Raw genomic sequence first — 23,921 nt, 5'->3', positions numbered from 1 at the left:
TGCACCTCTTACTTATTCAGCTCTTGTAAGAACCTCTCTTCATTCCAAACCTCAATATTATGCTTCTCTGCTTGTGCTAATTTTGATCCTGCTGCTTCACCAGCCACGACTAAATCAGTACTCTTACTCACACTACCTGTTACTTTTCCACCTAGCGCTTCAATCTGTTTCTTCGCTTCGCTTCGGCCCATAATTTCTAGTTTCCCTGTTAGAACAATTGTTTTTCCAGCGAAATAAGATTCGACATTTTGTAAATCAGCACGTTTTAAACCTTTATATGTCATATTAACGCCGTACTCTTTAAATTGTTGTACCAATTGTAATACGTCTTCATTATCAAAGTACGTTACGATTGATTGGGCCATTTTCTCGCCAATTTCATTAATCTCTTTTAACTCTTCTTCTGTTGCTTTTACAAGATGGTCCATCGTTTCAAAATGCTCAGCTAACGTACGTGCCGCTTTAGCGCCAACATGACGAACGCCAAGACCAAACAATAGACGCTCTAGCGAATTTTCCTTAGACGCTTCAATTGCCTGTACTAATTTAGAAGCTGACTTTTCACCAAAGCGCTCTAATTGTAACAATTGCTCTTTCGTGAGTGGATACAAATCTGCAAATGTTCGAATATAATCAGCTTCAAAAAGCTGTGTAATAACACGCTCTCCAAGTCCATCAATATTCATCGCATTTCTGGAAACGAAATGAATGAGTCCTTCACGAATTTGTGCTGGACAGGCTGGATTAATACAGCGAAGAGCTACTTCTTCTTCTAAACGAACAAGTTCACTATCACAAGCCGGACAATGAGTTGGCATATGATACTCTTCTTCTTCACCTGTGCGTTTATCAAAAATAACGTTAACCACTTCTGGAATAATGTCTCCAGCTTTTTTCACAACAACGTAATCACCAATTCGAATATCTTTTTCACGAATTAAATCCTCGTTATGTAAAGATGCACGACGGACAATTGTTCCAGCTACTCGAACTGGTTCAAGCTCTGCAGTTGGTGTCACAACACCAGTACGTCCTACGCTTAGTTCAATACCTGTTAATCTCGTTACGACTTCTTCTGCTGGGAACTTATATGCAATCGCCCAGCGAGGGCTCTTCGCTGTTGTTCCTAAGTCTTCTTGCAACGCTACATCATCTACTTTAATTACAATCCCATCAATCTCATAATCAAGATTTGGGCGCTTTTCTTGCCATTCTTCTACATAAGCGATTACGTCGTCAATCGTTTCGCATATGCGGCGATTTGGATTCGTTTTAAATCCAAGTTCACCTAAAAAATCCAATGACGCGCTATGTGATGCAATTGTCTTCTCTTCTACATCAGCAAGACCATACACAAACATAGACAAATTCCGCTTCGCAGCAACTTTCGGATCAAGTTGACGGAGTGATCCTGCTGCTGCATTACGTGGATTTGCAAAAACAGCTTCACCATTTTGCTCTTTCTCTTCATTTAATTTCACAAATGAACGCTTGGGCATATATGCTTCGCCGCGCGCTTCCAATGTTACTTCTTCTTTCAAACGAAGGGGAATCGCTTTAATTGTTTTTAAGTTTTGCGTAATATCTTCACCAGTTACACCATCACCACGTGTTGCCCCTTGAACGAAGCGTCCTTTTTCATAATGAAGGGAAACAGCCAGACCGTCAATTTTTAGTTCGCATATATATCTTACATTCAAACCATCAATTCCTTGACGTACCCTGCGATCAAAGTCACGTAAATCTCCTTCATTAAAGGCATTTCCTAAACTTAACATTGGTGATTTATGCGTTACTTTTTCAAATATATCAAGCACTGCTCCCCCAACTCGAACAGTGGGAGAGTCTTCTGTTAAAAATTCTGGATTCTCTGCTTCTAATTTTATAAGCTCCTGCATATCGCGGTCATATTCCGCATCAGAAACAGAAGGATTGTCTAATACGTGATATTGATAATTAAATGCATTTAACATATCACGAAGTTCTTCTATACGCTGCTTTACCTGTTCTTTTGACATATCCTTATTCCTTTCTATTGTTTCGTTACAGGTGCAAATTTTGCTAATAAACGTTTAATACCAATCGGGCTTGGGAATGCAATATCTAATTCTTTTGCATCTCCTTCTCCTTTTACACTCACAACTGTACCCACTCCCCATTTTTGATGGGAAGCTTTATCACCTACAGCCCAGCCAATTTGCTCTCCTCCTGTTGTTTTCACTGCCGGACGTACAAATGCCGAGCGAGAACGTGTTGTCATTGTCGTCGCGCTAGCCGTTCTTCCTTTTGCACTAAATGTTTCACGCTTTGGTGCTGTTTCATTTAATGGCTCTAATAACTCCGTCGGAATTTCTGAAATAAATCGAGAAGCTGCATTCATATTTGTTCTACCAAATAAAGTACGCATTTGAGCATTTGATAAATATAACTCTTCTTCCGCACGAGTGATACCTACATAAGCTAAGCGGCGCTCTTCTTGCATTTCATCTTCTTCCATAAGAGAACGAGTATGCGGGAAGACCCCTTCCTCTAAACCAATAATAAAGACAACCGGGAACTCTAGTCCTTTTGCCGAGTGCATCGTCATTAAAATAACTTCTTCACCCGCAGTTGGATCTTCATCTACACGATCTATATCTGCAACAAGAGCTAAATCTGTTAAGAAAGCAACAAGACTCTTATCTTCACTTTGCGACTCAAATGTTTGCGTAACAGATAAGAACTCATCTAAGTTTTCAAGTCTTCCTTCAGCTTCTAAAGAACGTTCATTCTTTAGCATGTCACGGTAACCTGTTTTTTCAATCACTTCTTCTACTAGTTCTGTAACAGATAAGTATTCTTGCATGTTTACCCAATTGTGTAATTGACTTGCGAATTCTTTTACTGCTTTTGTGATTTTGGCACTTACTCCAACATGCTCGATTTCATCCATTGTAGCCGTTAATGAAATCCCATTTTGTACACCGTAGTTAATGATTTTATCGATAGACGTGGCACCGATTCCGCGCTTCGGCATGTTAATAATACGAGCAAAACTAATCTCATCATCTGGATTTGCAATTAAACGTAAGTAAGCCAAAATATCTTTAATCTCTTTACGATCATAGAACTTAATGCCACCGACGATTTTATACGGAATATTGGACTTTAAGAAAATCTCCTCGACCATACGAGACTGCGCGTTCGTACGATACAGAACCGCAAAGTCTGTATATTTCCGATTTCCCATTTGAATTTCATCGCGAATTTTTTTCGCTACAAAATATGCTTCATCCTTTTCCGTTGCAGCACGGTAATACGAAATCTTACTTCCAATTTGATTGTCTGTCCATAATTTTTTCGGTTTACGATTTGAATTTTTTTCAATGACGGCGTTAGCTGCATTTAAAATATTTTGTGATGAACGATAGTTTTGTTCTAACAAGATAACTTGTGCATTTTCATAGTCTTTTTCAAATGACAAGATGTTAGAAATATCCGCACCACGCCAGCGATAAATAGACTGATCAGAATCACCAACAACACAAAGATTTTTAAAACGAGCAGCTAATTTCTTTACAAGAATGTATTGTGCTCTGTTCGTATCTTGGTACTCATCAACATGAATATACTGGAATTTACGCTGGTAGAATTCCAATACTTCTGGAATTCGCTCAAATAAATGAATCGTCGTCATAATTAAATCATCAAAGTCTAATGAATTATTTTTCAAAAGACGCTTTTGATATTCTGTATATACATCGCTTATTAATTTTTCAAATGGATCAGCAATCGAAATTTGCTTTGCGTATTTATCAGCAGATAACAATTCATTTTTTGCATTGCTAATGCCAGAAAGAACAGAGCGTGGATCAAATTTCTTCGGATCGATGTTACGCTCTTTCATAATTTTTTTCACAACAGTAAGTTGATCACTTGCATCTAAAATCGTAAAGTTACGATTAATCCCAATGCGGTCAATATCACGTCGTAAAATACGCACACACATTGAGTGGAACGTAGAAATCCAAATATCTTCTGCTTCCGGGCCAACAAGCGTATCGATACGCTCTCGCATTTCACGAGCTGCTTTATTTGTAAAGGTAATTGCTAATACATTCCACGGTGCTACACCTTTCTCACCAAGTAAATATGCGATGCGATGCGTTAGCACACGCGTCTTACCACTACCAGCGCCTGCCATTAGTAGAAGTGGTCCGTTTGTTGTTTGTACTGCCTTTTGTTGCTGCGGGTTTAAACCATTTAATAATTTATCAGTTATACTCATATGTGCCTTCACCTACTCTCCTTTTACAGCTTTTACTGTTTGTAACGCTGCTTTTATATCATCATAAATTACATTTCCAACAACGACTGTATCAGCATGCTGAGCCATTTCTTTTGCCTCTTTTGCATTTGAAATCCCCCCGCCGTAATACAGCTGCGCTTGTTGTAATTCAGCTTTTACATTTTTAACAAGTTCAACATCGCCGTAAGTTCCACTATATTCCATATAGAAAATCGGCAAGTTCAGAAGCTTGTCCGCCATACGTGCATATGCAATTACATCATCTTCTGTTAGATCACATTTTGCTTCTGTAAGCTTAGCTACTTTTGCTTCTGGATTTAAAACGCAATATCCTTCCATGAAAATTTCATCCCAGTTCATAATATCCCCAAATTCTTTCAATGCTTCATGGTGAATTCCCGTTACCCATTCTACTTTTTGGCTATTTAAAACACTTGGGATGTAATAAAAATCAAAACCTGGTGTAAGTGCTTCAATGTCAGAAACCTCTAACACGCAAGGAACTGCATATCTACGGATGCTCACTAACATATGTAATACATTATCTATCGTTACTCCATCACTTCCGCCTACAATTACTGCGTCTGTTCCAGATTCACAAATCATTTCTAAATGCTCATCGCTTAATTCCTTATTTGGGTCAAGCTTAAATACATGTTTCCACTGTGAAATGTCGTACATGAAAACACCCTTTCTTTTATCTAATCACCTTTATGTGCTTGTTTAAAAAGGAGGTTATCTTGACCGGACTTTTTAAACTTCCTTTTATGCATTCTTACATTATAACAAAAAAAGACACCTATACACACGCCCAATCCAACATCTTTTTCACCGTCAAATGTTGGATTACATATCGCAAAACTTACATGGAATAATAACAACTGAAATAGCGTTTGCTATTTCTAAGTTAATGAAGAAGGAGTGTTTTCATTGATGAAGCAAAACATCGGAATACTGAATGCTCTAATTCGAATTACACTCGGTTTTGTCGCGCTAAGTTGTAGTACAGCGAAACTTACACGTAAACCATGGTGCACTTGGTCAAAGGTTTTACTGTGGCTTGGTGCGATGAAAATTGCAGAAGGAATTTTGCGTTTCTGTCCTATTACTGAAGCATGTAAATTAGGGAAATACATGAACTTTGGTGCCGTTAAAATACCTAGCATGGATTTTACTAAAAAAGGACATGCTAAACAAGAAGAAGTAAATCACACTTCCAGTCCTGACGCACAGCAGTCAAAAGGAAGTTATGATGCTTCTGACAAAGAGATTGAGTCAGCGATTGAGGAAGTAATCCTGGCAAAACCGCTTTGAATCATTTGTCACGATGTAAGATGCTCTCAAAGAGACTTAGCTGCTGCAGTGGGCGGCTAAGTCTTCTTTAATTTATTGCCGTAAACCAAGAGGTCACCTGAAATTTCTACTTTTAGGTGACCTCTTCACTATTTTACATATCATAATTATTCATTTTTATTGCCAAACATTTTATCTATTGATTTTGAATTTGCAAGCAATGCTTCTTGTAAATTTTCATCAGAAACGATTTTATAGTTACCTTCCTTATCTTTCTTTAAATTTAGTGTAACTTCACGGGTCGCCATTGCCGCATCTTTATCAGACAAATTCTTCACAAGGTTTGTCGTCATCATTTGTTCCATTGCTTTTTCTGATTGGTCTTTGTTATCACTAAACGCACTTGCAAAGGCCATAGGCATGACCTCTCCGATTGTCTTTGTAGTGGCAATAGCCATATCAACCGAAGTAATCTTTACTTTAACCTTTGCTGTATCATCTTTCTTGGACACTTGCTCTGGCTTTTCAAATTTATAGTTCTTTACGATCGCACTAAAGATTTGCTTCCCATCGATACCATCTTGCTCTTTGTTTAAATTGTTAAAATCGTATCCATCCTTACTTTCATAAACAAAAGTATTCGCTTTTTTAAAATCTCCATTTTTTACTGTTGTCAAAAATTCTTGTACAGTATCATCCGGATTAGAGCATCCAGTCAGTACACTCATTACTAATCCGATCATCATGACTAAAGTCAATGATTTAAACACTTTTTTCATACGTATTCCCCCTGTTGTCTATTACAAACATTAAATAACCCCTATATATTACTTTAGAACGGAATATAGGACAAGAAAAAGTAATATTCAAGTTCATTGATGACATGAATAGGCATTATTCCTTTTTTCAGAAAATTAGTTCTTTACCCCTTGTATTTAATGATATAAAAGTGATATCATTTTTATATCAAAAGGAGGCGATTCGTATGAAAGAAAAACAAGTATTTTATGTAAATGGTTTTCTAGGCGTTATCGGACTTTTAGCCTTAGCAGGTATTGGTGTATTTTGTCTCGTACAAGAAATATTTGTAGTAGCTGCACTTTGTCTTATTTTAGCAGCCATTCTTGGAACAGGTATTGGCATTGTTCAGCCAAACCAAGCAAAAGTAATTACATTTTTCGGTAACTATTTAGGTACAATCCGTGAAAACGGGTTATATTTAACGATTCCTTTATCATTTCGTCAAACTGTTTCCCTTCGCGTAGAAAACTTTAATAGTAAAAAACTAAAGGTGAACGATGTCGATGGAAATCCAATTGAAATTGCAGCTGTTGTTGTTTATAAAGTTGTCGATTCAGCAAAAGCAATTTTCGGGGTTGAACATTATGACGAATTTGTAGAGATTCAAAGTGAAACAGCTATTCGTCACGTAGCAACGAAATATCCGTATGATAATTTCCAAGATGATACTTGCGTCACACTACGCGGAAATGCTGAAGAAATTTCTGAGGAATTAAAGCGTGAATTAGAAGCACGCTTAGAAATTGCTGGTGTAGAAGTATTAGAAACTCGCTTAACACATTTAGCTTATGCAACGGAAATTGCTCATGCAATGCTTCAACGTCAACAAGCAAAAGCGGTATTAGCTGCACGTAAAGAAATTGTTGAAGGCGCTGTTCAAATGGCTAAAGATTCTATTCAAAAGCTAGATGAAGAAGGCATACTTGATTTAGATGATGAGCGTAAAGCAAACATGGTTAACAACTTATTAGTTGCCATCGTTTCAGACAAAGGAGCACAACCCGTTATTAACACAGGAAGTCTATACTAAAGGTTGTATGTATTATGGCTAAAAAGAAAAGTTTTCCATTACGTATCGATCCTGAATTACACGCAGTCATCGAAAAATGGGCGAATGATGAATTTCGCAGTGTTAACGCTCACATCGAGTATTTACTTCGAGAAATGGCAAAGCAACAAGGAAGACTGAAAAAAGAGAAGGATTCCTAAGAAAAAAAGACCGCTATAATTTTTTAGTGGTCCTTTTTTATTATTTATGAAAATCCTCTCTTCTTCTCTTCTCGTATAGAAGATACTTCCTCAATGAACTTATATAACGCCGCCGTTTTTACACTATTTTTCCGATAAGTAAAATACGTTGGAATAAACCTATTTTCATTTAATAATGGTGTGCGCACAAGCTCCCCGTACGAATCAAACTGTTCTGCCACCTCTTTTGGAAGCATAGATACCCCTAATCCAGCCTTCACACAGCCAATAATACCATCTAAAGAATTTAACTCCATTACCTTCTTTGGAACGATTCCCTCTGATAGCAACCAATCCTCTAATACTTTCCTATAAAAACAACCTGACTGAAAAACGATGAAAGACTGTTCATTTATATCATGACAATCTAATACTAAATGCCTCTTTGACAAGAGCATCATTTCTTCTTGAAACACTTCAATTTTTTCGAGTGCTGGATCATCTGTACTATTAGCTATGAATGCCCCTTCTAATTCATGTAACAGTACCTTTTTCGTTAATTCTTCTGTGCTATTCGTTTGCAGTGCAATTTCAACTTCGGGATATTTTGTATGATAATTTGAAAGAATACCCGGCAACCTAACTGCTGCTGCCGTTTCCATCGCCCCGATTTTCAACGTCCCTCCTGATAAATTCGTATATTTAATCTCTCTTTTAGATTCATCCAATAAGTGAATCATCTTTTCAGCGTATTTCAGCAATGTCTCTCCTGTAGGCGTTAATGTCACTCCATTTCTATGTCGATAAAATAACTGCGTTTCATATTCTACTTCTAACCTTTTTATTTTAGCTGTTATATTCGATTGAACGAAATTAAGCCGTATTGCTGCTTTTGAAATACTTTTTTCTTGCGCTACCATATAAAAAGCTTCAAAATCTTGTAAATTCATATTTTAATCCTCTCTTTATTCATATCATTATTTTTGATATTACACATTAAAAATCAGCATTTTACGAGCTATACATATTCGCCTATCATATGTATTAGAAGCTGTTTCAAGAAGAGGGGATTATATGAACGAAACAAAGACATGGAAAATGATTCTATCTGGCATATTTTCTTTAGTCGCTGTTATGGGAATTAGTCGCTTTGCCTACACACCGATTATTTCTTTTATGGAAAAGCAAGCTCATGTAGAGGAAGATCTCGCTGGATATTTAGCCTCAAGTAACTATCTTGGCTACCTGCTTGGCGCCTTCTTTATTGGATTCATTACGCTTCAAAATCGTGAAAAAGTGCTACATTATTGTTTACTTCTTAATGTTCTTTCGACCCTTTTTATGGGTTTTACCTCTGAAGTTTTTGTTTGGTTTCCGCTTCGGTTTATTGGTGGTTTCACAAGTGCTATCGTATTTGTTCTTGCTTCCAGCATTGTTTTAGATTATTTATTTCATCGGAATAAGATTGTACTAAGCGGGATGATTTACAGTGGTGTTGGCATCGGAATTATTTTGGCTGGATTATTTGCTCCATTATTAAACTCACTTTGGTATTGGCAAGGCGCTTGGATTGGATTAGGTCTTATTAGCTTTAGTTTAGCTATTTTTGTATGGAAATGGTTAAAAGAAGATACTACACATACTATACAAAAATCAAAAGTTACTACAATAGATACGACTTATAGAAAAAAGTATTTATTTTGGCTCATTTTAGCTTATGGATTTGAAGGTTTTGGCTATATTATTACTGGAACTTTCCTCGTCACTATCGTAGAAAGAATTACACTATCTCCTTTTTATGCATCTTATAGCTGGATTATTGTTGGTATCGCTGTTATTCCATCTAGCTATATTTGGGCAAACATCGCTCAAAAGTATGGGACAACAAACTCGCTCATCTCTGCCTACATTTTGCAAATGATAAGCGTACTTTCTCCCATCCTAATACCAAACGTGATCGGAGCATTTTTAAGTGCGTTCCTGCTTGGCGCTACTTTTGTAGGTATCACAATTTTAACAACGACAGAAGCAAAAAGAATTAAGCCGAATGATAGCAATAAAATTATTGGTTATACAACCGGTATTTACGGCATTGGCCAAATTATTGGGCCAATCTTTACAGGTATCATTGCGAAACAAACGCAAAGCTTCTATTTTCCACTCATTGGTGCTGCACTTACATTAGTTATTTCAATCTTATTGTTATTAATTGGTGAACTAAAATGCAAACAAATAACGAAAAAACAAGTTTATACAAATGCGAATAGATTATGATTTTATTGAAAACTTTCAACAAATTACCCTCATTTTCCTATCTCGTTCTAAAACTATATGATGATACTTTTATATGTTCTCCAAAAACTGAGACAAAGCTGAAAAGAAGCTAACATAAAACATGTTAGCTTCTAGCAACCTTTTCAATTGCACGGTATCCTATATCACTTCGATAAAACAAACCATCACTCTCAATTTTTTCTATCTCTTTATATACTTTATCTTTCGCTGCTTGTAAGTCTTTTGCTTTACAAGCAACAAATAACACACGACCACCGTTGGTTACAAAATCTCCATGCTTCATAGCTGTACCTGCATGAAAGACAATTACATCTTCTAATGTATCTAACCCACGAATCACAGCACCTTTTTCATATGCTTCTGGGTATCCTTTTGAGGCAAGAACAACACCAATAACCGCTTCTTCGGACCATTTCAATGTTAATTCTTCTCCATCTAATACGCGATTACATACATCAACTAAATCACTTTCTAAACGAGGTAATACAGCCTCTGTTTCTGGATCACCAAAACGAGCATTGAATTCAATTACTTTTGGACCATTACTTGTTAAAATAAGACCCGCGTATAAAATACCTGTGAATGAACGGCCTTCTTGAATCATTGCCTTAACAGTTGGATGTAAAACTGTCTCAATTGCTTCCTGAACTGCTGATTCTGGAATTTGCAGTACTGGAGAATACGCACCCATTCCTCCTGTATTTGGCCCTTTGTCACCGTCAAAAGCACGTTTATGATCTTGTGCAATTACCATTGGATAAACAGTTGTTCCATTTACGAATGCCATTAAAGAGAATTCCTGTCCATCTAAAAACTCTTCAATCACAACCTTTTTACTCGCCTCACCGAACTTTACGTCTTGTAGCATTTCTTTTACAGCTTTGAGTGCCTCTTCTAACGTCATTGCTACTGTTACACCTTTACCAGCTGCTAAACCGTCCGCTTTAATAACAATAGGTGCACCGACTTTTTGAATGTATGCTACCGCTTCCTCATAGTTCGTAAATGTTTCATATGCCGCCGTTGGAATATCGTATTTTTTCATCAATTCTTTTGTAAAAGCTTTACTTCCTTCAATTACAGCAGCTGCTTTATTCGGGCCAAAAACACGAAGTCCCTCTGCTTCAAAACGATCGACAATTCCATTCATAAGTGGAATTTCAGGACCAACGAATGTTAAACTTATATTGTTTTCTTTCGCAAACAGAACAAGTGCGTCAAAATCGTTTTCATCAATATCGACTGGCGTTGCCACATCTCGCATACCCTCATTACCTGGTGCTACATATACTTTTCCCACTTGCCCAGATTGTGCAAACTTCCAAGCTAAAGCATGCTCACGCCCACCGCGGCCGATTACTAAAACATTCATATTTCATCCTCCACTTTTTAAAACGGAAAATAGGAGCATCCTATTTTCCGTGTTGTATTTTGTAGATAAGTCGATATCTCATGTCGAAACGCTAATATATTTGAATTTGTGCCGATAAAATTTCATGTGCTTGTATATTTCTATTAATGTTTGAAATGACGTACTCCTGTGAATACCATAGCAATACCATACTCATCTGCTTTTTTAATAGAATCTTCATCACGAATTGATCCGCCTGGTTGGATGATTGCTGTAATACCTGCTTTCGCAGCCTCTTCTACTGTATCTGGCATTGGGAAAAATGCGTCAGATGCTAAGGCACTACCTTGTGCTTTGTCATCAGCCTGCGCAATGGCAATTTTGGCTGAGCCAACGCGGTTCATTTGTCCAGCACCAACACCAATTGTCATATTATCTTTTGCTAAAACAATTGCATTAGATTTTACGTGTTTCACAACTTTCCATGCTAATTTTAAATCGTTCCATTCTTGTTCTGTTGGTTCACGCTTCGTTGGAATAGTGATTGTTGCGTCTTCTAATGCTAATGTATCCTCTTCTTGTACAAGTAAACCACCTTGAATAGAAGTTAACTTCTTACTAGCTGTTGTAACTTTAGCCATATCAACAGTTAATAGACGTAAGTTTTTCTTACTTTGTAACACTTCTAATGCTTCCTCTGAGAATGAAGGTGCAATAATGACTTCTAAGAAAATTTCATGCAGCTTTTCTGCTGCCCGTTTATCAATTTTGCGGTTTGCTGCAATAATACCACCAAAGATTGATACTGGATCCGCTTCGTAAGCACGTGTATATGCTTCCTGAATATCAGCTCCAACGCCAACCCCGCATGGATTCATATGTTTTACAGCTACTACTGCTGGTTCTGTAAATTCTTTCACAATGCTCAGCGCTGCATCTGCATCATTGATATTGTTATAAGATAGTTCTTTTCCGTGTAACTGCTCTGCATATGCAACAGAAGAGGTTGCTGCAAATGGAGCTTTATAGAATGTTGCTTTTTGATGTGGATTTTCACCATAACGTAAATCTTGTTTTTTCTCGAATGTTACTGTTAATGTTTCTGGGCTTTCTTCTCCCATTTGTTCCGTTAAATAGTTTGAAATTAATGCATCATATGCTGCTGTATGACGGAATACTTTTGCCGCTAATTTACGTTTTGTTTCGTCTGTAACTTCACCGTTTTCTTTTAGCTCAGCTAGTACAACATCATAATCTGTTGGATCGACAATCACTGATACAAACTTGTGATTTTTCGCAGCTGAACGGATCATCGTTGGACCACCGATATCAATATTTTCAATTGCATCAGCGAATGTCACATCAGGTTTAGCAACTGTTTCTTTAAATGGGTATAAGTTTACAACAACAAAGTCGATTGGCTGAATGTCTAGTTCATTCATCTGCGCCACATGCGTTTCATTATCACGTACTGCAAGTAAACCACCATGAATGTTTGGATGTAATGTTTTCACGCGACCATCCATAATTTCTGGGAAGCCTGTTACTTCAGAAATCCCAATCACTTGTAAGCCGTTTTCTTCTAATAATTTTTTCGTTCCACCTGTTGAAATAACTTCAATCCCTTGCTCAAGTAACCCTTTAACAAATTCTACAACACCTGTTTTATTTGAAACACTTACTAATGCACGCTTTTTCATTTATCCTTCACCCCTAGTTGCATGTTATTTAACAGCCTTCTCTTTCATAGATTGAACGATTTCGTTCACCGTATCTACGTACAATCTATGTTCAACTTGCTGAATTTTCTTTTGTAAACTCTCTCTCGTATCCGATTCTGAAATAGTTACTGCTTCTTGTGCAATAATCGGTCCTGTATCCATTCCTGCATCTACGTAATGAATCGTCACGCCAGTTACTTTCACACCTGCTTCTAGCGCTTGTCCCACCGCATCTTTCCCTGGAAAACTTGGTAATAATGATGGATGAATGTTAATGATCTTTCCACCGTATGCTTCTAGTAATGTTGGCCCGATAAGACGCATATATCCCGCTAAAATAACACAATCAATCTCGTATTCTCGCAATTTTTTTAATATCTCATTTTCGAATACTTCTTTTGATTCATATTGTCTCGCTGAAAAAGCAAAACATGGAACATGATGATAATGCGCCCGTCCAATAACACGTGCCTCAGGTTGGTCACATATTAACAAACTCATTTCAGCATGTAATCTTTTTTCTTCCACTGCATCAACTAGTGCTTGGAAGTTAGACCCACTTCCAGAGGCGAAGACTGCCAATCTACTCATAGTCCTATGCCTCCATTAAAAGTAACACCCGATCCTTCTACAGCACGTCCAATAATATGTGCTTTTTCTCCTTGCTCTGAAAGAAGCTTAACAACATCTTTTGCATCTTCTTCTTTTACTGCGACTACCATACCAATACCCATGTTAAAAATATTGAACATCTCTTTTTCTTCTAGTTTTCCAACTTCTTGAAGCAAGCTAAAAATCGGTTGAATTCGCCAAGATCCTAGTTCAATTTCTGCACCGATTCCTTCTGGTAACATACGTGGAATATTTTCAATAAAGCCTCCACCTGTAATATGTGCCATGCCGTACACTTCATATTTTTTCAATAGTTCTAAAATAGGTTTGACATAAATCTTCGTTGGCTTTAATAGTTCTTCACCAAGAGGTAGTTCCAAACGACCATGTATACGATCTAAAGATAACTGTCCATCTTCTAACAACACTTTTCGTACTAAAGAATACCCATTACTATGAATACCACTAGATGCTAAGCCAATTAACACATAACCAGCCTCAATAGACTGACCTGTTACAATTTTCTTCTTATCAACAATACCAACAGTAAAACCAGCTAAGTCATACTCTTCAGTGGAATACATACCTGGCATCTCAGCAGTCTCTCCACCAATAAGCGCACAGCCCGCTTGGCGACAACCTTCTGATATACCTTTGACGATGTTTTCAATTTTACTAGGTTCTGCTTTACCACAAGCAATGTAATCAAGGAAGAAAAGCGGCTCTGCTCCTTGGACAACAATATCATTTACACACATTGCTACTGCATCAATACCAATTGTGTCATGCTTATCCATCATGAAAGCGAGCATCAATTTTGTACCCACACCGTCTGTTCCAGATACTAATACAGGTTCTTCGAGTAGCATTTTTGATAAATCAAACATACCTCCAAAACCGCCAAGACTGCCTAGTACTTCTTTTCTCATTGTTGTTTGTACATGTTTTTTCATGCGAGATACCGCTTCATATCCAGCTTCAATATCTACTCCTGCTTGCTTATATGCATTCGCCATCGTTTTTTACACCTCGTCTTTTAATTTCTCCCACCCAAGGAGCGGGCACTCTCTATAAAGTATGTTTTAAGAAAAGCTAGCTTCTACTTAAAGTAAAGTAGAAGCTTTTCGCTTTTTATTTCATACTTTCTAAAAGCTCTTGCTCATAATCATAAAGAGCCGTTGGATAATCGCCATTAAAGTAAGCCATACATAAGCCGCCGTATTTCCCTTCATATGGACGACCAATCGCATCAACTAAGCCATCTTCACTTAAAAATGTTAACGAATCTGCACCGATGATTTGACGTATTTCTTCTACAGAGTGGTTTGCTGCGATTAATTCTTTTCTTGTTTGAATATCAATTCCATAGAAACAAGGATACTTAAGTGGTGGAGAAGCAATTCTCACATGCACTTCTGTCGCTCCTGCTTCCCGAAGCATACGGACAATTCGTTTACTTGTTGTTCCTCGTACAATAGAATCATCAATCATAACAACACGTTTTCCTTCAACTACTCCTCGAACTGCTGAAAGCTTCATTTTTACCCCTTGCTCACGCAATTCTTGCGATGGCTGGATAAATGTACGACCGACATAACGGTTTTTAATTAATCCTAATTCATATGGAATGCCAGTTGCTTCTGCATAACCAATTGCCGCAGAAATACTAGAATCAGGTACACCCGTTACAACATCTGCTTCAATAGGAGCCTCCGCCGCTAAACGTTTCCCCATACTTTTACGCGCCGCATGAACGTTGATGCCTGCAATATTAGAATCTGGGCGTGCAAAGTAAATGTATTCCATACTGCAAATCGCATGTTCTACATCATTTGTAAAACGATCTACTTGAATACCTTCATCATTAATGATAAGTAGTTCTCCAGGTTCTACGTCACGAATGTATGTTGCACCAACTACATCAAAAGCACATGTTTCAGATGCGACAACGTATGCATCTCCCATTTTCCCAATTGAAAGTGGACGGAACCCATTCGGATCTAACGCAACAATCATTTCATTACCTGTTAACAATAGGTAAGCGAATGCACCTTTTACTTTATTTAACGCATCTTTCACACTCTCGATTAGTGAACCTTTTGTATTACGTTTAATTAAATGAAGTAGTACTTCTGTATCTGAACTCGTTTGAAAAATACTTCCTTCTGCCTCTAATTCACGGCGAAGCATTTTTGCGTTAATTAAATTCCCGTTATGAGCTAATGCCATACTATGATCAGAGAAGCGGAATAATAATGGTTGTACATTTGCTACCTCATTTCCGCCTGCTGTTGCATAGCGTACGTGACCAATTGCCGATCTTCCGTTTAATCCTTCTAGCTCACCTCTTGAAAACACTTCTGATACTAAACCTAATCCCTTATGACCAACAATTTTCTCCCCGTTATTGACAACAATGCCTGCGCCTTCTTGCCCACGGTGCTGCAAACTATGCAATCCGTAGTACGTAACTTGTGCTGCATTTTCATGCCCCCAAATTCCGAACACGCCACATTCTTCATTTAACCCCTTTATTTCAGCAAGCATGGGATTGCCCCTTTCCAAGCCTTTCTCATTCCATCAACGTTTGCTGTAAGTAACACTTCATTTTCTTTATTATAAATTGTTACTTCATTTGTATCTGTGACTTCCCCAACTTGAATTGCTTCGACTGCTTTTTCAAATGCTTCTTGTTGTTCACGCTTTACTGTTACAACAAAGCGTGATTGTGATTCCGCGAATAATGCTGCTGTTGCTTCCCCATCTAATTTCACGGTAGCACCTAAGCCTTTAGCGCCAATTGCACTTTCAGCAATCGCAACTGCTAATCCGCCTTCTGCAACGTCATGTGCAGATTGAACAAGTCCCGCTTGAATTGCTTCTAGTAATTGTTTTTGACGCTTTGATTCTACTTCTAAATCGATGCTTGGTGATTGACCGAAGATTTTACCGTATACCATCTTCTGTAATTCACTTCCGCCAAATTCAGCTTTCGTTTCCCCAATTACATAAATAAGATCTCCAGCTTGCTTATACTCTTGTGTTGTTACATGTTTTAAGTCATGAACGAGACCGACCATACCAACGGTTGGTGTTGGATACACCGCTTCACCGCTACGTTCGTTGTACATTGATACGTTTCCGCCAATAACTGGAGTTTGTAATGTACGACAAGCTTCACTCATACCATCTACTGATTTCTCAATTTGCCAGAAAATCTCTGGTTTTTCCGGATTACCAAAGTTCAAACAGTCTGTAATTGCAAGTGGTTCCCCGCCAGAACATACGATATTACGCGCAGCTTCAGCTACTGCAATTTTACCGCCCATTTCAGGATCTAAGTAAATGTAACGAGAATTACAATCTGTTGTCATTGCTAATGCTTTTTCTGTCCCGCGCACACGTACAACTGCAGCGTCTGATCCAGGTGTAACAATCGTGCTAGTACGTACTTGGTAATCATATTGATCATATACCCACTCTTTACTTGCAATCGTTGGTTGCTGTAATAAAGCTAGTAATGTTTCTTTATAGTTTTCCACTCTCGGTGTTTCCATTTTCATTTCTTGGAACTCTTTAAAATAAGCTGCCTCTTTTGAAGGCTTATGATAAATTGGTGCTTCTTCTGCTAATGCATCTGCTGGAACTTCCGCTACCATTTCACCTTTATGGAATAATCGAAGCATTTTATCTTCCGTTACTTTCCCCATCGTAACTGCTGCTAAACCATACTTTTCAAATAGCTCTACAATTTCTTTCTCTCTACCTGTTTTCACCACAATCAACATACGTTCTTGTGATTCAGATAACATCATTTCATACGGCGTCATACCTGTTTCACGTTGCGGTACATCATCTAAATACATTTCAATGCCCATTCCTGCTTTACTTGCCATTTCTGCAGAAGATGATGTTAAGCCTGCAGCTCCCATATCTTGAATTCCGACAAGAGCATCAGATTGAATCAGCTCTAAACATGCTTCAATCAAAAGTTTCTCCATAAATGGATCGCCTACTTGTACCGCTGGACGTTTCGCTTCTGAACTCTCAGATAGTTCTTCTGATGCGAAAGTTGCACCGTGAATACCATCACGTCCTGTTGAAGCACCTACGTACATCACTGTATTACCAGCACCGTGTGCTTGCCCTTTTTTAATATCTTCGTGATTAATTAAACCAACGCACATTGCATTTACAAGTGGGTTTCCTTCATAACATGGATCAAACTGTACTTCTCCGCCCACAGTTGGAATGCCGATGCAGTTACCGTATCCTGCAATCCCTGCAACTACTTCTTCAAATAAATATTTCACACGTGGTGATTGTAGTTCACCAAAGCGAAGAGAGTTTAATAAAGCTACTGGACGTGCTCCCATAGAGAATACATCGCGAATAATACCACCAACACCCGTTGCCGCACCTTGATATGGCTCAATTGCTGAAGGATGGTTATGACTTTCCATTTTAAATACGACCGCTTGATTATCACCAATATCTACAATCCCTGCACCTTCGCCAGGTCCTTGCAAGACGCGCTCTCCTGTCGTTGGGAACTTGCGAAGAACTGGTTTCGAGTTTTTATAACTACAATGCTCTGACCACATAACAGAGAATAATCCTGTTTCTGTGTAGTTCGGCAAACGACCTAAAATCTTTTCAACCATGGCAAACTCTTCGTCTGTTAGCCCCATTTCCGCATATATACGTTCTTCTTTAATTTGTGTTGGATTTGGTTCAAGCATTAACGACATATGTTTCCCTCCAATGTTTCAAAATAGATTGAAAGACTTTTAAACCTTCAGCGCCGCCAAGAATTTCATTCACAGCACGCTCTGGATGTGGCATCATGCCAAGTACATTCCCTTTTTCATTTACAATACCTGCAATATCTGAAACGCTTCCGTTTGGATTATTTACATAACGGAATGCGATTTGATTCTTTTCTTCTAGTTCTTTAAGAGTTGCTTCATCACAATAGTAATTCCCTTCACCGTGCGCGATTGGAATGTTTATTACTGCACCTTTTGCATATTGCGATGTAAACATCGTTTCGTTATTTTCTACACGTAACTGAACTGTACGGCACATAAACTTTAAGTTTTTATTTCGCATTAATGCACCTGGTAGCAATCCTGATTCAACTAAAATTTGAAATCCGTTACATACGCCTAAAATCGGCTTTCCTTGCTCAGCTGCTTTTTGCACAGCCTTCATTGCATTTGCAAAGCGAGAAATGGCACCGCAGCGAAGATAGTCCCCGTAAGAGAAACCTCCTGGTAAAAGAATTGCGTCATATTCATCTAAATTCTCTGCATCATGCCAAACGTAGTCTACCTCTTCGCCAAGCTCATCTTTAATTGCATGAAACATATCAACATCACAGTTCGAACCCGGAAAAACGATTACGGCAAATTTCACTGTGCGACAACCTCCTCAACTTCGTAACGGAAATCTTCCATTACAACGTTTGCTAATAGTTTTTCACACATTTCCTTTACCTTGCTATCTAGATCAGTTACTGATCTATCAATTGTTAACTCCATATATTTACCGATACGCACATCTTGTACTTCTGTGAAAGAAAGACTGTGAAGAGCACCTTTCACCGCTGTTCCTTGTGGATCTAATACGCTCTCTCTTAATGTTACATATACCTTAACTTTATACATGTGAAGCTCCCCCTAAACGTTTTAAAATTTCTTCATATGCCTCTGTTAAATTACCAAGATCACGGCGAAATACATCTTTATCAAATTTCTCATTGCTCTCTTCATCCCATAAACGGCAAGTATCTGGTGAAATTTCATCCGCTAATACAATTTCGCCTTCTTCTGTTAACCCAAATTCTAGTTTAAAATCTACTAATCTTACACGACAGCTTGCGAAGTGCTCAATCAATACTTGATTGATTTGTAGAGCCTTTTCTCGTAATGTACTTACTTGCTCTGGCGTTGCAACGTTTAACACACGAATATGATCTTCTGTTACAAGCGGATCTCCTAAACCATCATCTTTGTAGTAAAATTCTACGATTGGTTCTGCAAGTACAGTTCCTTCTTCCATTCCTAATCGCTTTGAAAGACTTCCTGCAATTACGTTTCTTGTGACAACCTCTAGCGGAATAATGCTAACTTTTTGCACTAGCTGCTCTGTGTCTGATAACTTCTCAACAAAGTGTGTTTTAATTCCTACTTCTTGTAACTTTCTGAACAAAAGAGTTGTAATCTCATTATTCAGACGACCTTTTCCTGTAATTGTCGCTTTTTTCTCCCCATTGAAAGCAGTAGCACTATCTTTGTACTCTACCCAAACCATATCTGCTGCTTCTGTACGATAAATTCTTTTTGCCTTACCTTCATACAGCAATTCTAGCTTTTGCATTTCGCAAGCCCCCTGTAGTTTGAAAAATATGAATAGTATTTTTATAAAGAATGGCACAGAATGACTCTATTCTGTGCCATATAAGATTTTCAGCCTAGTTCAATCCAAGACGTTCAAAGATTGTATCAACGTGTTGCATGTGATGCTCGTAGTTAAAGCATTCGTTGATTTCTTCTTGTGTTAATTTACTTGTAATGCGCTCATCAGCTTCTACAAGTTCTTTAAATTGTACTTGGGTCTCCCACGCTTCCATCGCTTTAGGTTGTACGATATCATACGCTGCTTCACGTACCATACCTTTATCAATTAACGTAAGCATTACACGCTGAGAATAAATTAAACCGTATGTTCGTGTCATATTACGTTTCATGTTTTCTGGGAATACCGTTAAGTTTTTCACGATATTACCGAAGCGGTTTAACATGTAGTTTAATGCGATTGTTGCATCTGGTAAAATAACGCGTTCTGCAGAAGAGTGAGAAATATCACGTTCGTGCCATAACGGAACGTTTTCGTAAGCAGTTAGCATATAACCACGGATAAGACGAGCCAAACCAGTCATATTTTCAGAGCCAATCGGATTACGTTTATGCGGCATTGCAGAAGAACCTTTTTGTCCTTTCGCAAAGGCCTCTTCTACTTCACGAGTTTCACTTTTTTGTAAACCACGAATTTCAACTGCCATTTTTTCGATAGATGTTGCAATTAGTGCAAGTGTTGACATGTAATGTGCATGACGATCACGTTGCAATGTTTGTGTTGAAATCGGTGCTGCCTCTAATCCTAAGTTTTCGCAAACATATTTTTCTACGAATGGATCAATGTTCGCGTATGTACCAACCGCACCAGAAAGTTTACCAACGCGAACTGTATTAGCTGCTTGTTTGAAACGTTCTAAGTTACGTTTCATTTCTTCATACCAAAGACCAAGCTTTAAACCAAATGTTGTTGGTTCTGCATGAACGCCATGTGTTCTTCCCATCATAATTGTGTATTTATGCTCTTTTGCCTTGTTAGCTAAGATGGTAACAAAGTTCTCTAAGTCTTTTAATAAGATTTCATTCGCTTGTTTTAAAATGTAAGATAACGCTGTATCTACTACGTCTGTAGATGTTAAACCGTAATGAACCCATTTACGCTCTTCACCTAACGCTGGCGTTTCTGATACCGCACGAGTGAAAGCAACTACATCATGGCGTGTTTCTTTCTCGATCTCATAAACGCGATCAATATCAAATGATGCATTCTCACGAAGTTTTTTCACATCTTCTTTTGGAATATCACCAAGCTCAGCCCATGCTTCACAAGCTAAAATCTCAACTTCTAACCATGCCTTAAATTTGTTTTCTTCCGTCCAAATCGCACCCATTTCAGGGCGTGTATAACGACTAATCATATTTTTCCCTCCAAAAGTTGTTCTTGATGGTCCCAAATATGCAAACTCTGCGCCTTTTCTAAAGCAACTTCAATATTTTCACTTAAAATATTTACATGTCCCATTTTACGCTGTGCTTTTGCTTCTTCTTTTCCATACAAGTGTAAATAACACCCGGTAAATCTATTCACTTGCTTTAGGACCCCTTCTATATGTTCGCCTAAAATGTTTACCATGACAACTGGTTTTAACAAATTTGTTTCTCCTAGAGGTAAATTACAGATCGCTCGAATATGTTGCCCAAATTGACTTATTTCACATGCATCGATTGTATAATGTCCTGAATTGTGAGGTCTTGGTGCTAATTCATTAATATAAATCTCACCATCTACCGTAGCAAACATCTCTACTGCTAGTGTTCCCACAAGCTGAAGTTCATCCGCAAGTACCTGTGCATATGCGATTCCTTTTTGTGAAAGTGCTTCAGTAATGCGAGCTGGCACGATGGATTCATGTAAGATGTTATTTACATGTATATTTTCAGCTACTGGAAATACCTTCGTTTCACCACCGGCACTGCGAGTTACAATAACTGATATTTCTTTTTCAAATGGCACCCATTTTTCTAGAATACATTCAGTTTGACTTACCAGTTCCTTTGCTCTTATAACATCTACTTCACTTCTTAAAACAACTTGCCCTTTTCCGTCATATCCTCCTGTTGTTGTTTTTAACACACAAGGGAAGGAAAGTTCCGTAATTGCTTCTAAAAGTTCATCTTGCTTCTGCACAAGTCTATATGGTGCTACTGGTAATCCAGCTTTTACGATTGCATTCTTTTCTGTAAAACGATTTTGCGTTTTATTTAATAGCTGACTACCTTGTGGTAAGTACGCATATTTTTCAAGCCATTGTAAACATCTATAATCAATATTCTCAAATTCATATGTGACAACATCACTTATTTCTGCTAAATGCTGAATCGCTTTCAAATCATCATATGCTGCAACAATTTCAATATCAGCAACTTGTGCACATGGTGAATGTTTTACCGGATCTAGTACAGCAATTTTATAACCTATTTCCTTCGCTGCTAGTGCCATCATTCTTCCAAGTTGGCCACCACCAATAATTCCAATTGTTTTTCCTGGTAAAATGATTCTTGTCATCGTAGTTCACTACCTTCACGCACATTTTTCTCAATTGCTTCTCGTCTCAGTTCTAATGCATCATGTATATCATCATGAAATGATCCAAGTATTTGTGCTGCAAGTAGTCCTGCATTTGTTGAACCAGCCTTACCAATCGCTACAGTTGCCACTGGAACTCCTCCTGGCATTTGAACAATAGAGAGTAACGAATCTAGACCATTTAACGCTTTTGATTGAACAGGAACGCCGATTACAGGAAGATTCGTCTTCGCTGCAACCATTCCTGGTAAATGAGCGGCTCCACCAGCTCCAGCAATAATAACTTTTAATCCACGTTCACGAGCTGTTTCTGCATATTCAAACATATAATCTGGAGTCCGATGAGCGGATACAACTTTCTTCTCATACGGAATGTGTAATTCATCTAAAATGTCACAAGCATATTTCATTGTTTCCCAGTCTGACGTGCTTCCCATTATGATTCCAACTAGTGATTTCATATTAGAATCCCCCCGATTCAAATAAAAAAAGCCTGACATAGAACATTTTCTCCACTACTATGAGAGAAAGCGCTCTATCCAGGCATACGTATCCCTTGTGAATAGAAAATACCGAGTGACTTTCCCTCATAGTCTAACGAATAACGGACGTTAGGTAGAGACTTGCAGGCCATATCCCCGCGATTATATGAGGTGCGATATAATATTGTTTCTATGGCTATATTAACAACATTTCATAAACAATGTCAATAAATAATCGAATGTTTTTTTATAACTTATTAATAACGTTCGTGTTTTAGTTGTATTTAAAAGAAGAAATGCAAGTATATACAAGGGAAAAAGGGATTTAAAATAGATTGGTAGGCTAACATCTTATAAAGATTCAGTTATATAACCATTCAGTAAAACTGCAATCACTACTCGAATTTTATTTTCAATATTTATAACTTATCACAATAACAGTTCTTTATTTTTACCTTTATGTTGTGTATGACCTTATTAGAATTAAGATTATTTTATTTTTCATATTCAACTAAAAATAGGATCATTATAGAATAAACGATTATATCACCATATTTATTCTTTTTGATTACAGTAATAGCTGCCATTATCAAGCCTGCCTTTATAACATCTCATTGTTTCTACTAGAAAATAAAAATGCACAAAAAAACCTAAGTCAAAATGACTTAGGTTCTTGCTTGGCGACGTCCTACTCTCACAGGGACAAGGTCCCAACTACCATCGGCGCTAGAGAGCTTAACTTCCGTGTTCGGTATGGGAACGGGTGTGACCTCTCTGCCATCATCACCAAACTGATGAAGGTATATTCCTTCAAAACTAGATAACATTTGCTTCATATTATATGGTTAAGTCCTCGATCTATTAGTATTCGTCAGCTCCACATGTCACCATGCTTCCACCTCGAACCTATCAACCTGATCATCTTTCAGGGATCTTACTAGCTT

21 protein-coding genes, 2 rRNA genes and 1 riboswitch are annotated in these 23,921 nt (G+C 37.8%); of the genes, 4 read left to right on the top strand and 19 right to left on the bottom strand.

All coding sequences use genetic code 11. From position 1 onward, the window contains the following. Nucleotides 1-8 precede the first annotated feature (8 nt). The 3 genes from ligA to pcrB are packed head-to-tail and all read right to left on the bottom strand — an operon-like array spanning nucleotide 9 to nucleotide 4,969. Nucleotides 9-2,018 carry an NAD-dependent DNA ligase LigA gene (ligA, locus tag ACX5JI_RS16245; RefSeq protein WP_459502069.1) on the bottom strand — a complete coding sequence of 670 codons (2,010 nt, stop codon included), beginning with the start codon at nucleotides 2,016-2,018 and terminating at the stop codon, nucleotides 9-11. A 14-nt stretch (nucleotides 2,019-2,032) separates the two neighbouring features. After that, nucleotides 2,033-4,267 (bottom strand): DNA helicase PcrA, encoded by a 2,235-nt coding sequence (pcrA, locus tag ACX5JI_RS16240; protein ID WP_459502068.1) that lies wholly within the window; start codon nucleotides 4,265-4,267, stop codon nucleotides 2,033-2,035. 12 nt (nucleotides 4,268-4,279) lie between these two features. Then, nucleotides 4,280-4,969, bottom strand: a complete 690-nt coding sequence (pcrB, locus tag ACX5JI_RS16235) for a heptaprenylglyceryl phosphate synthase (protein WP_459502067.1) — start codon at nucleotides 4,967-4,969, stop codon at nucleotides 4,280-4,282. Nucleotides 4,970-5,221: 252 nt separating this feature from the next. On the opposite strand from pcrB, the gene ACX5JI_RS16230 reads away from it, so the two are divergent. Next, the gene (locus tag ACX5JI_RS16230) at nucleotides 5,222-5,602 is read left to right on the top strand and encodes a YgaP family membrane protein (protein ID WP_459502235.1); all 381 of its coding nucleotides are present in this window, start codon (nucleotides 5,222-5,224) and stop codon (nucleotides 5,600-5,602) included. Nucleotides 5,603-5,748: 146 nt separating this feature from the next. On the opposite strand, the gene ACX5JI_RS16225 is transcribed toward ACX5JI_RS16230, so the two are convergent. Then, on the bottom strand, nucleotides 5,749-6,360 hold the full coding sequence (locus ACX5JI_RS16225) for a hypothetical protein (RefSeq protein ID WP_459502066.1): 612 nt from the start codon (nucleotides 6,358-6,360) through the stop codon (nucleotides 5,749-5,751). Nucleotides 6,361-6,566: 206 nt separating this feature from the next. Here ACX5JI_RS16225 and ACX5JI_RS16220 point away from each other — a divergent pair, with 206 nt between their 5' ends. Next, on the top strand, nucleotides 6,567-7,412 hold the full coding sequence (locus tag ACX5JI_RS16220) for an SPFH domain-containing protein (protein ID WP_459502065.1): 846 nt from the start codon (nucleotides 6,567-6,569) through the stop codon (nucleotides 7,410-7,412). Nucleotides 7,413-7,426: 14 nt separating this feature from the next. Beyond that, on the top strand, nucleotides 7,427-7,591 hold the full coding sequence (locus ACX5JI_RS16215; protein WP_459502064.1) for a type II toxin-antitoxin system antitoxin: 165 nt from the start codon (nucleotides 7,427-7,429) through the stop codon (nucleotides 7,589-7,591). Nucleotides 7,592-7,635: 44 nt separating this feature from the next. Here ACX5JI_RS16215 and ACX5JI_RS16210 read toward each other — a convergent pair whose 3' ends face one another. Continuing rightward, the gene (locus ACX5JI_RS16210) at nucleotides 7,636-8,520 is read right to left on the bottom strand and encodes a LysR family transcriptional regulator (RefSeq protein WP_459502063.1); all 885 of its coding nucleotides are present in this window, start codon (nucleotides 8,518-8,520) and stop codon (nucleotides 7,636-7,638) included. Nucleotides 8,521-8,644: 124 nt separating this feature from the next. On the opposite strand from ACX5JI_RS16210, the gene ACX5JI_RS16205 reads away from it, so the two are divergent. Then, entirely contained in the window at nucleotides 8,645-9,844 is a 1,200-nt protein-coding gene (locus tag ACX5JI_RS16205; protein ID WP_459502062.1) for a YbfB/YjiJ family MFS transporter, read from the top strand. Nucleotides 9,845-9,968: 124 nt separating this feature from the next. Here the strand turns inward: ACX5JI_RS16205 and purD are convergent, their stop codons facing one another. From purD to ACX5JI_RS16135, 14 genes are all read right to left on the bottom strand, one after another. Next, nucleotides 9,969-11,237, bottom strand: a complete 1,269-nt coding sequence (purD, locus tag ACX5JI_RS16200) for a phosphoribosylamine--glycine ligase (RefSeq protein ID WP_459502061.1) — start codon at nucleotides 11,235-11,237, stop codon at nucleotides 9,969-9,971. Nucleotides 11,238-11,380: 143 nt separating this feature from the next. Continuing rightward, on the bottom strand, nucleotides 11,381-12,916 hold the full coding sequence (gene purH / locus ACX5JI_RS16195) for a bifunctional phosphoribosylaminoimidazolecarboxamide formyltransferase/IMP cyclohydrolase (RefSeq protein WP_459502060.1): 1,536 nt from the start codon (nucleotides 12,914-12,916) through the stop codon (nucleotides 11,381-11,383). A 24-nt stretch (nucleotides 12,917-12,940) separates the two neighbouring features. Further along, nucleotides 12,941-13,528, bottom strand: a complete 588-nt coding sequence (gene purN, locus ACX5JI_RS16190) for a phosphoribosylglycinamide formyltransferase (RefSeq protein WP_459502059.1) — start codon at nucleotides 13,526-13,528, stop codon at nucleotides 12,941-12,943. Then, the gene (gene purM / locus ACX5JI_RS16185; protein WP_459502058.1) at nucleotides 13,525-14,565 is read right to left on the bottom strand and encodes a phosphoribosylformylglycinamidine cyclo-ligase; all 1,041 of its coding nucleotides are present in this window, start codon (nucleotides 14,563-14,565) and stop codon (nucleotides 13,525-13,527) included. The genes purN and purM overlap by 4 nt, the downstream gene beginning before the upstream one ends. 115 nt (nucleotides 14,566-14,680) lie before the next feature. Next, on the bottom strand, nucleotides 14,681-16,096 hold the full coding sequence (gene purF / locus ACX5JI_RS16180) for an amidophosphoribosyltransferase (protein WP_459502057.1): 1,416 nt from the start codon (nucleotides 16,094-16,096) through the stop codon (nucleotides 14,681-14,683). Next, on the bottom strand, nucleotides 16,081-18,300 hold the full coding sequence (gene purL, locus ACX5JI_RS16175; protein ID WP_459502056.1) for a phosphoribosylformylglycinamidine synthase II: 2,220 nt from the start codon (nucleotides 18,298-18,300) through the stop codon (nucleotides 16,081-16,083). The genes purF and purL overlap by 16 nt, the downstream gene beginning before the upstream one ends. Then, nucleotides 18,284-18,967, bottom strand: coding sequence for a phosphoribosylformylglycinamidine synthase subunit PurQ (gene purQ / locus ACX5JI_RS16170; protein WP_459502055.1), 684 nt, complete (start codon nucleotides 18,965-18,967; stop codon nucleotides 18,284-18,286). The genes purL and purQ overlap by 17 nt, the downstream gene beginning before the upstream one ends. After that, nucleotides 18,964-19,218, bottom strand: a complete 255-nt coding sequence (purS, locus tag ACX5JI_RS16165; protein WP_459502054.1) for a phosphoribosylformylglycinamidine synthase subunit PurS — start codon at nucleotides 19,216-19,218, stop codon at nucleotides 18,964-18,966. Before purS ends, purQ begins: the two co-directional genes overlap by 4 nt. After that, nucleotides 19,211-19,930: a phosphoribosylaminoimidazolesuccinocarboxamide synthase gene (gene purC, locus ACX5JI_RS16160; protein ID WP_459502053.1), complete on the bottom strand. Its 720-nt coding sequence runs from the start codon at nucleotides 19,928-19,930 to the stop codon at nucleotides 19,211-19,213. Before purC ends, purS begins: the two co-directional genes overlap by 8 nt. A gap of 94 nt (nucleotides 19,931-20,024) precedes the next feature. Continuing rightward, nucleotides 20,025-21,326 (bottom strand): adenylosuccinate lyase, encoded by a 1,302-nt coding sequence (purB, locus tag ACX5JI_RS16155; protein WP_459502052.1) that lies wholly within the window; start codon nucleotides 21,324-21,326, stop codon nucleotides 20,025-20,027. After that, a complete protein-coding gene (gene purK, locus ACX5JI_RS16150; RefSeq protein WP_459502051.1) occupies nucleotides 21,323-22,474 on the bottom strand; it encodes a 5-(carboxyamino)imidazole ribonucleotide synthase in 1,152 nt (383 codons plus the stop codon). The genes purB and purK overlap by 4 nt, the downstream gene beginning before the upstream one ends. Further along, the gene (gene purE / locus ACX5JI_RS16145) at nucleotides 22,471-22,956 is read right to left on the bottom strand and encodes a 5-(carboxyamino)imidazole ribonucleotide mutase (protein WP_459502050.1); all 486 of its coding nucleotides are present in this window, start codon (nucleotides 22,954-22,956) and stop codon (nucleotides 22,471-22,473) included. The genes purK and purE overlap by 4 nt, the downstream gene beginning before the upstream one ends. A gap of 109 nt (nucleotides 22,957-23,065) precedes the next feature. Next, nucleotides 23,066-23,167, bottom strand: a riboswitch (purine riboswitch). Nucleotides 23,168-23,652: 485 nt separating this feature from the next. Next, nucleotides 23,653-23,768, bottom strand: a 5S ribosomal RNA gene (rrf, locus tag ACX5JI_RS16140). Between the two features lie 50 nt (nucleotides 23,769-23,818). Continuing rightward, a 23S ribosomal RNA gene (locus tag ACX5JI_RS16135) occupies nucleotides 23,819-23,921 on the bottom strand; the annotation flags it as partial.

It is taken from the genome of Bacillus sp. C1 (genome assembly GCF_054570475.1).
Note: the sequence above shows the minus strand (reverse complement) of the source record. Positions and strands in the feature narration are given on the sequence as shown.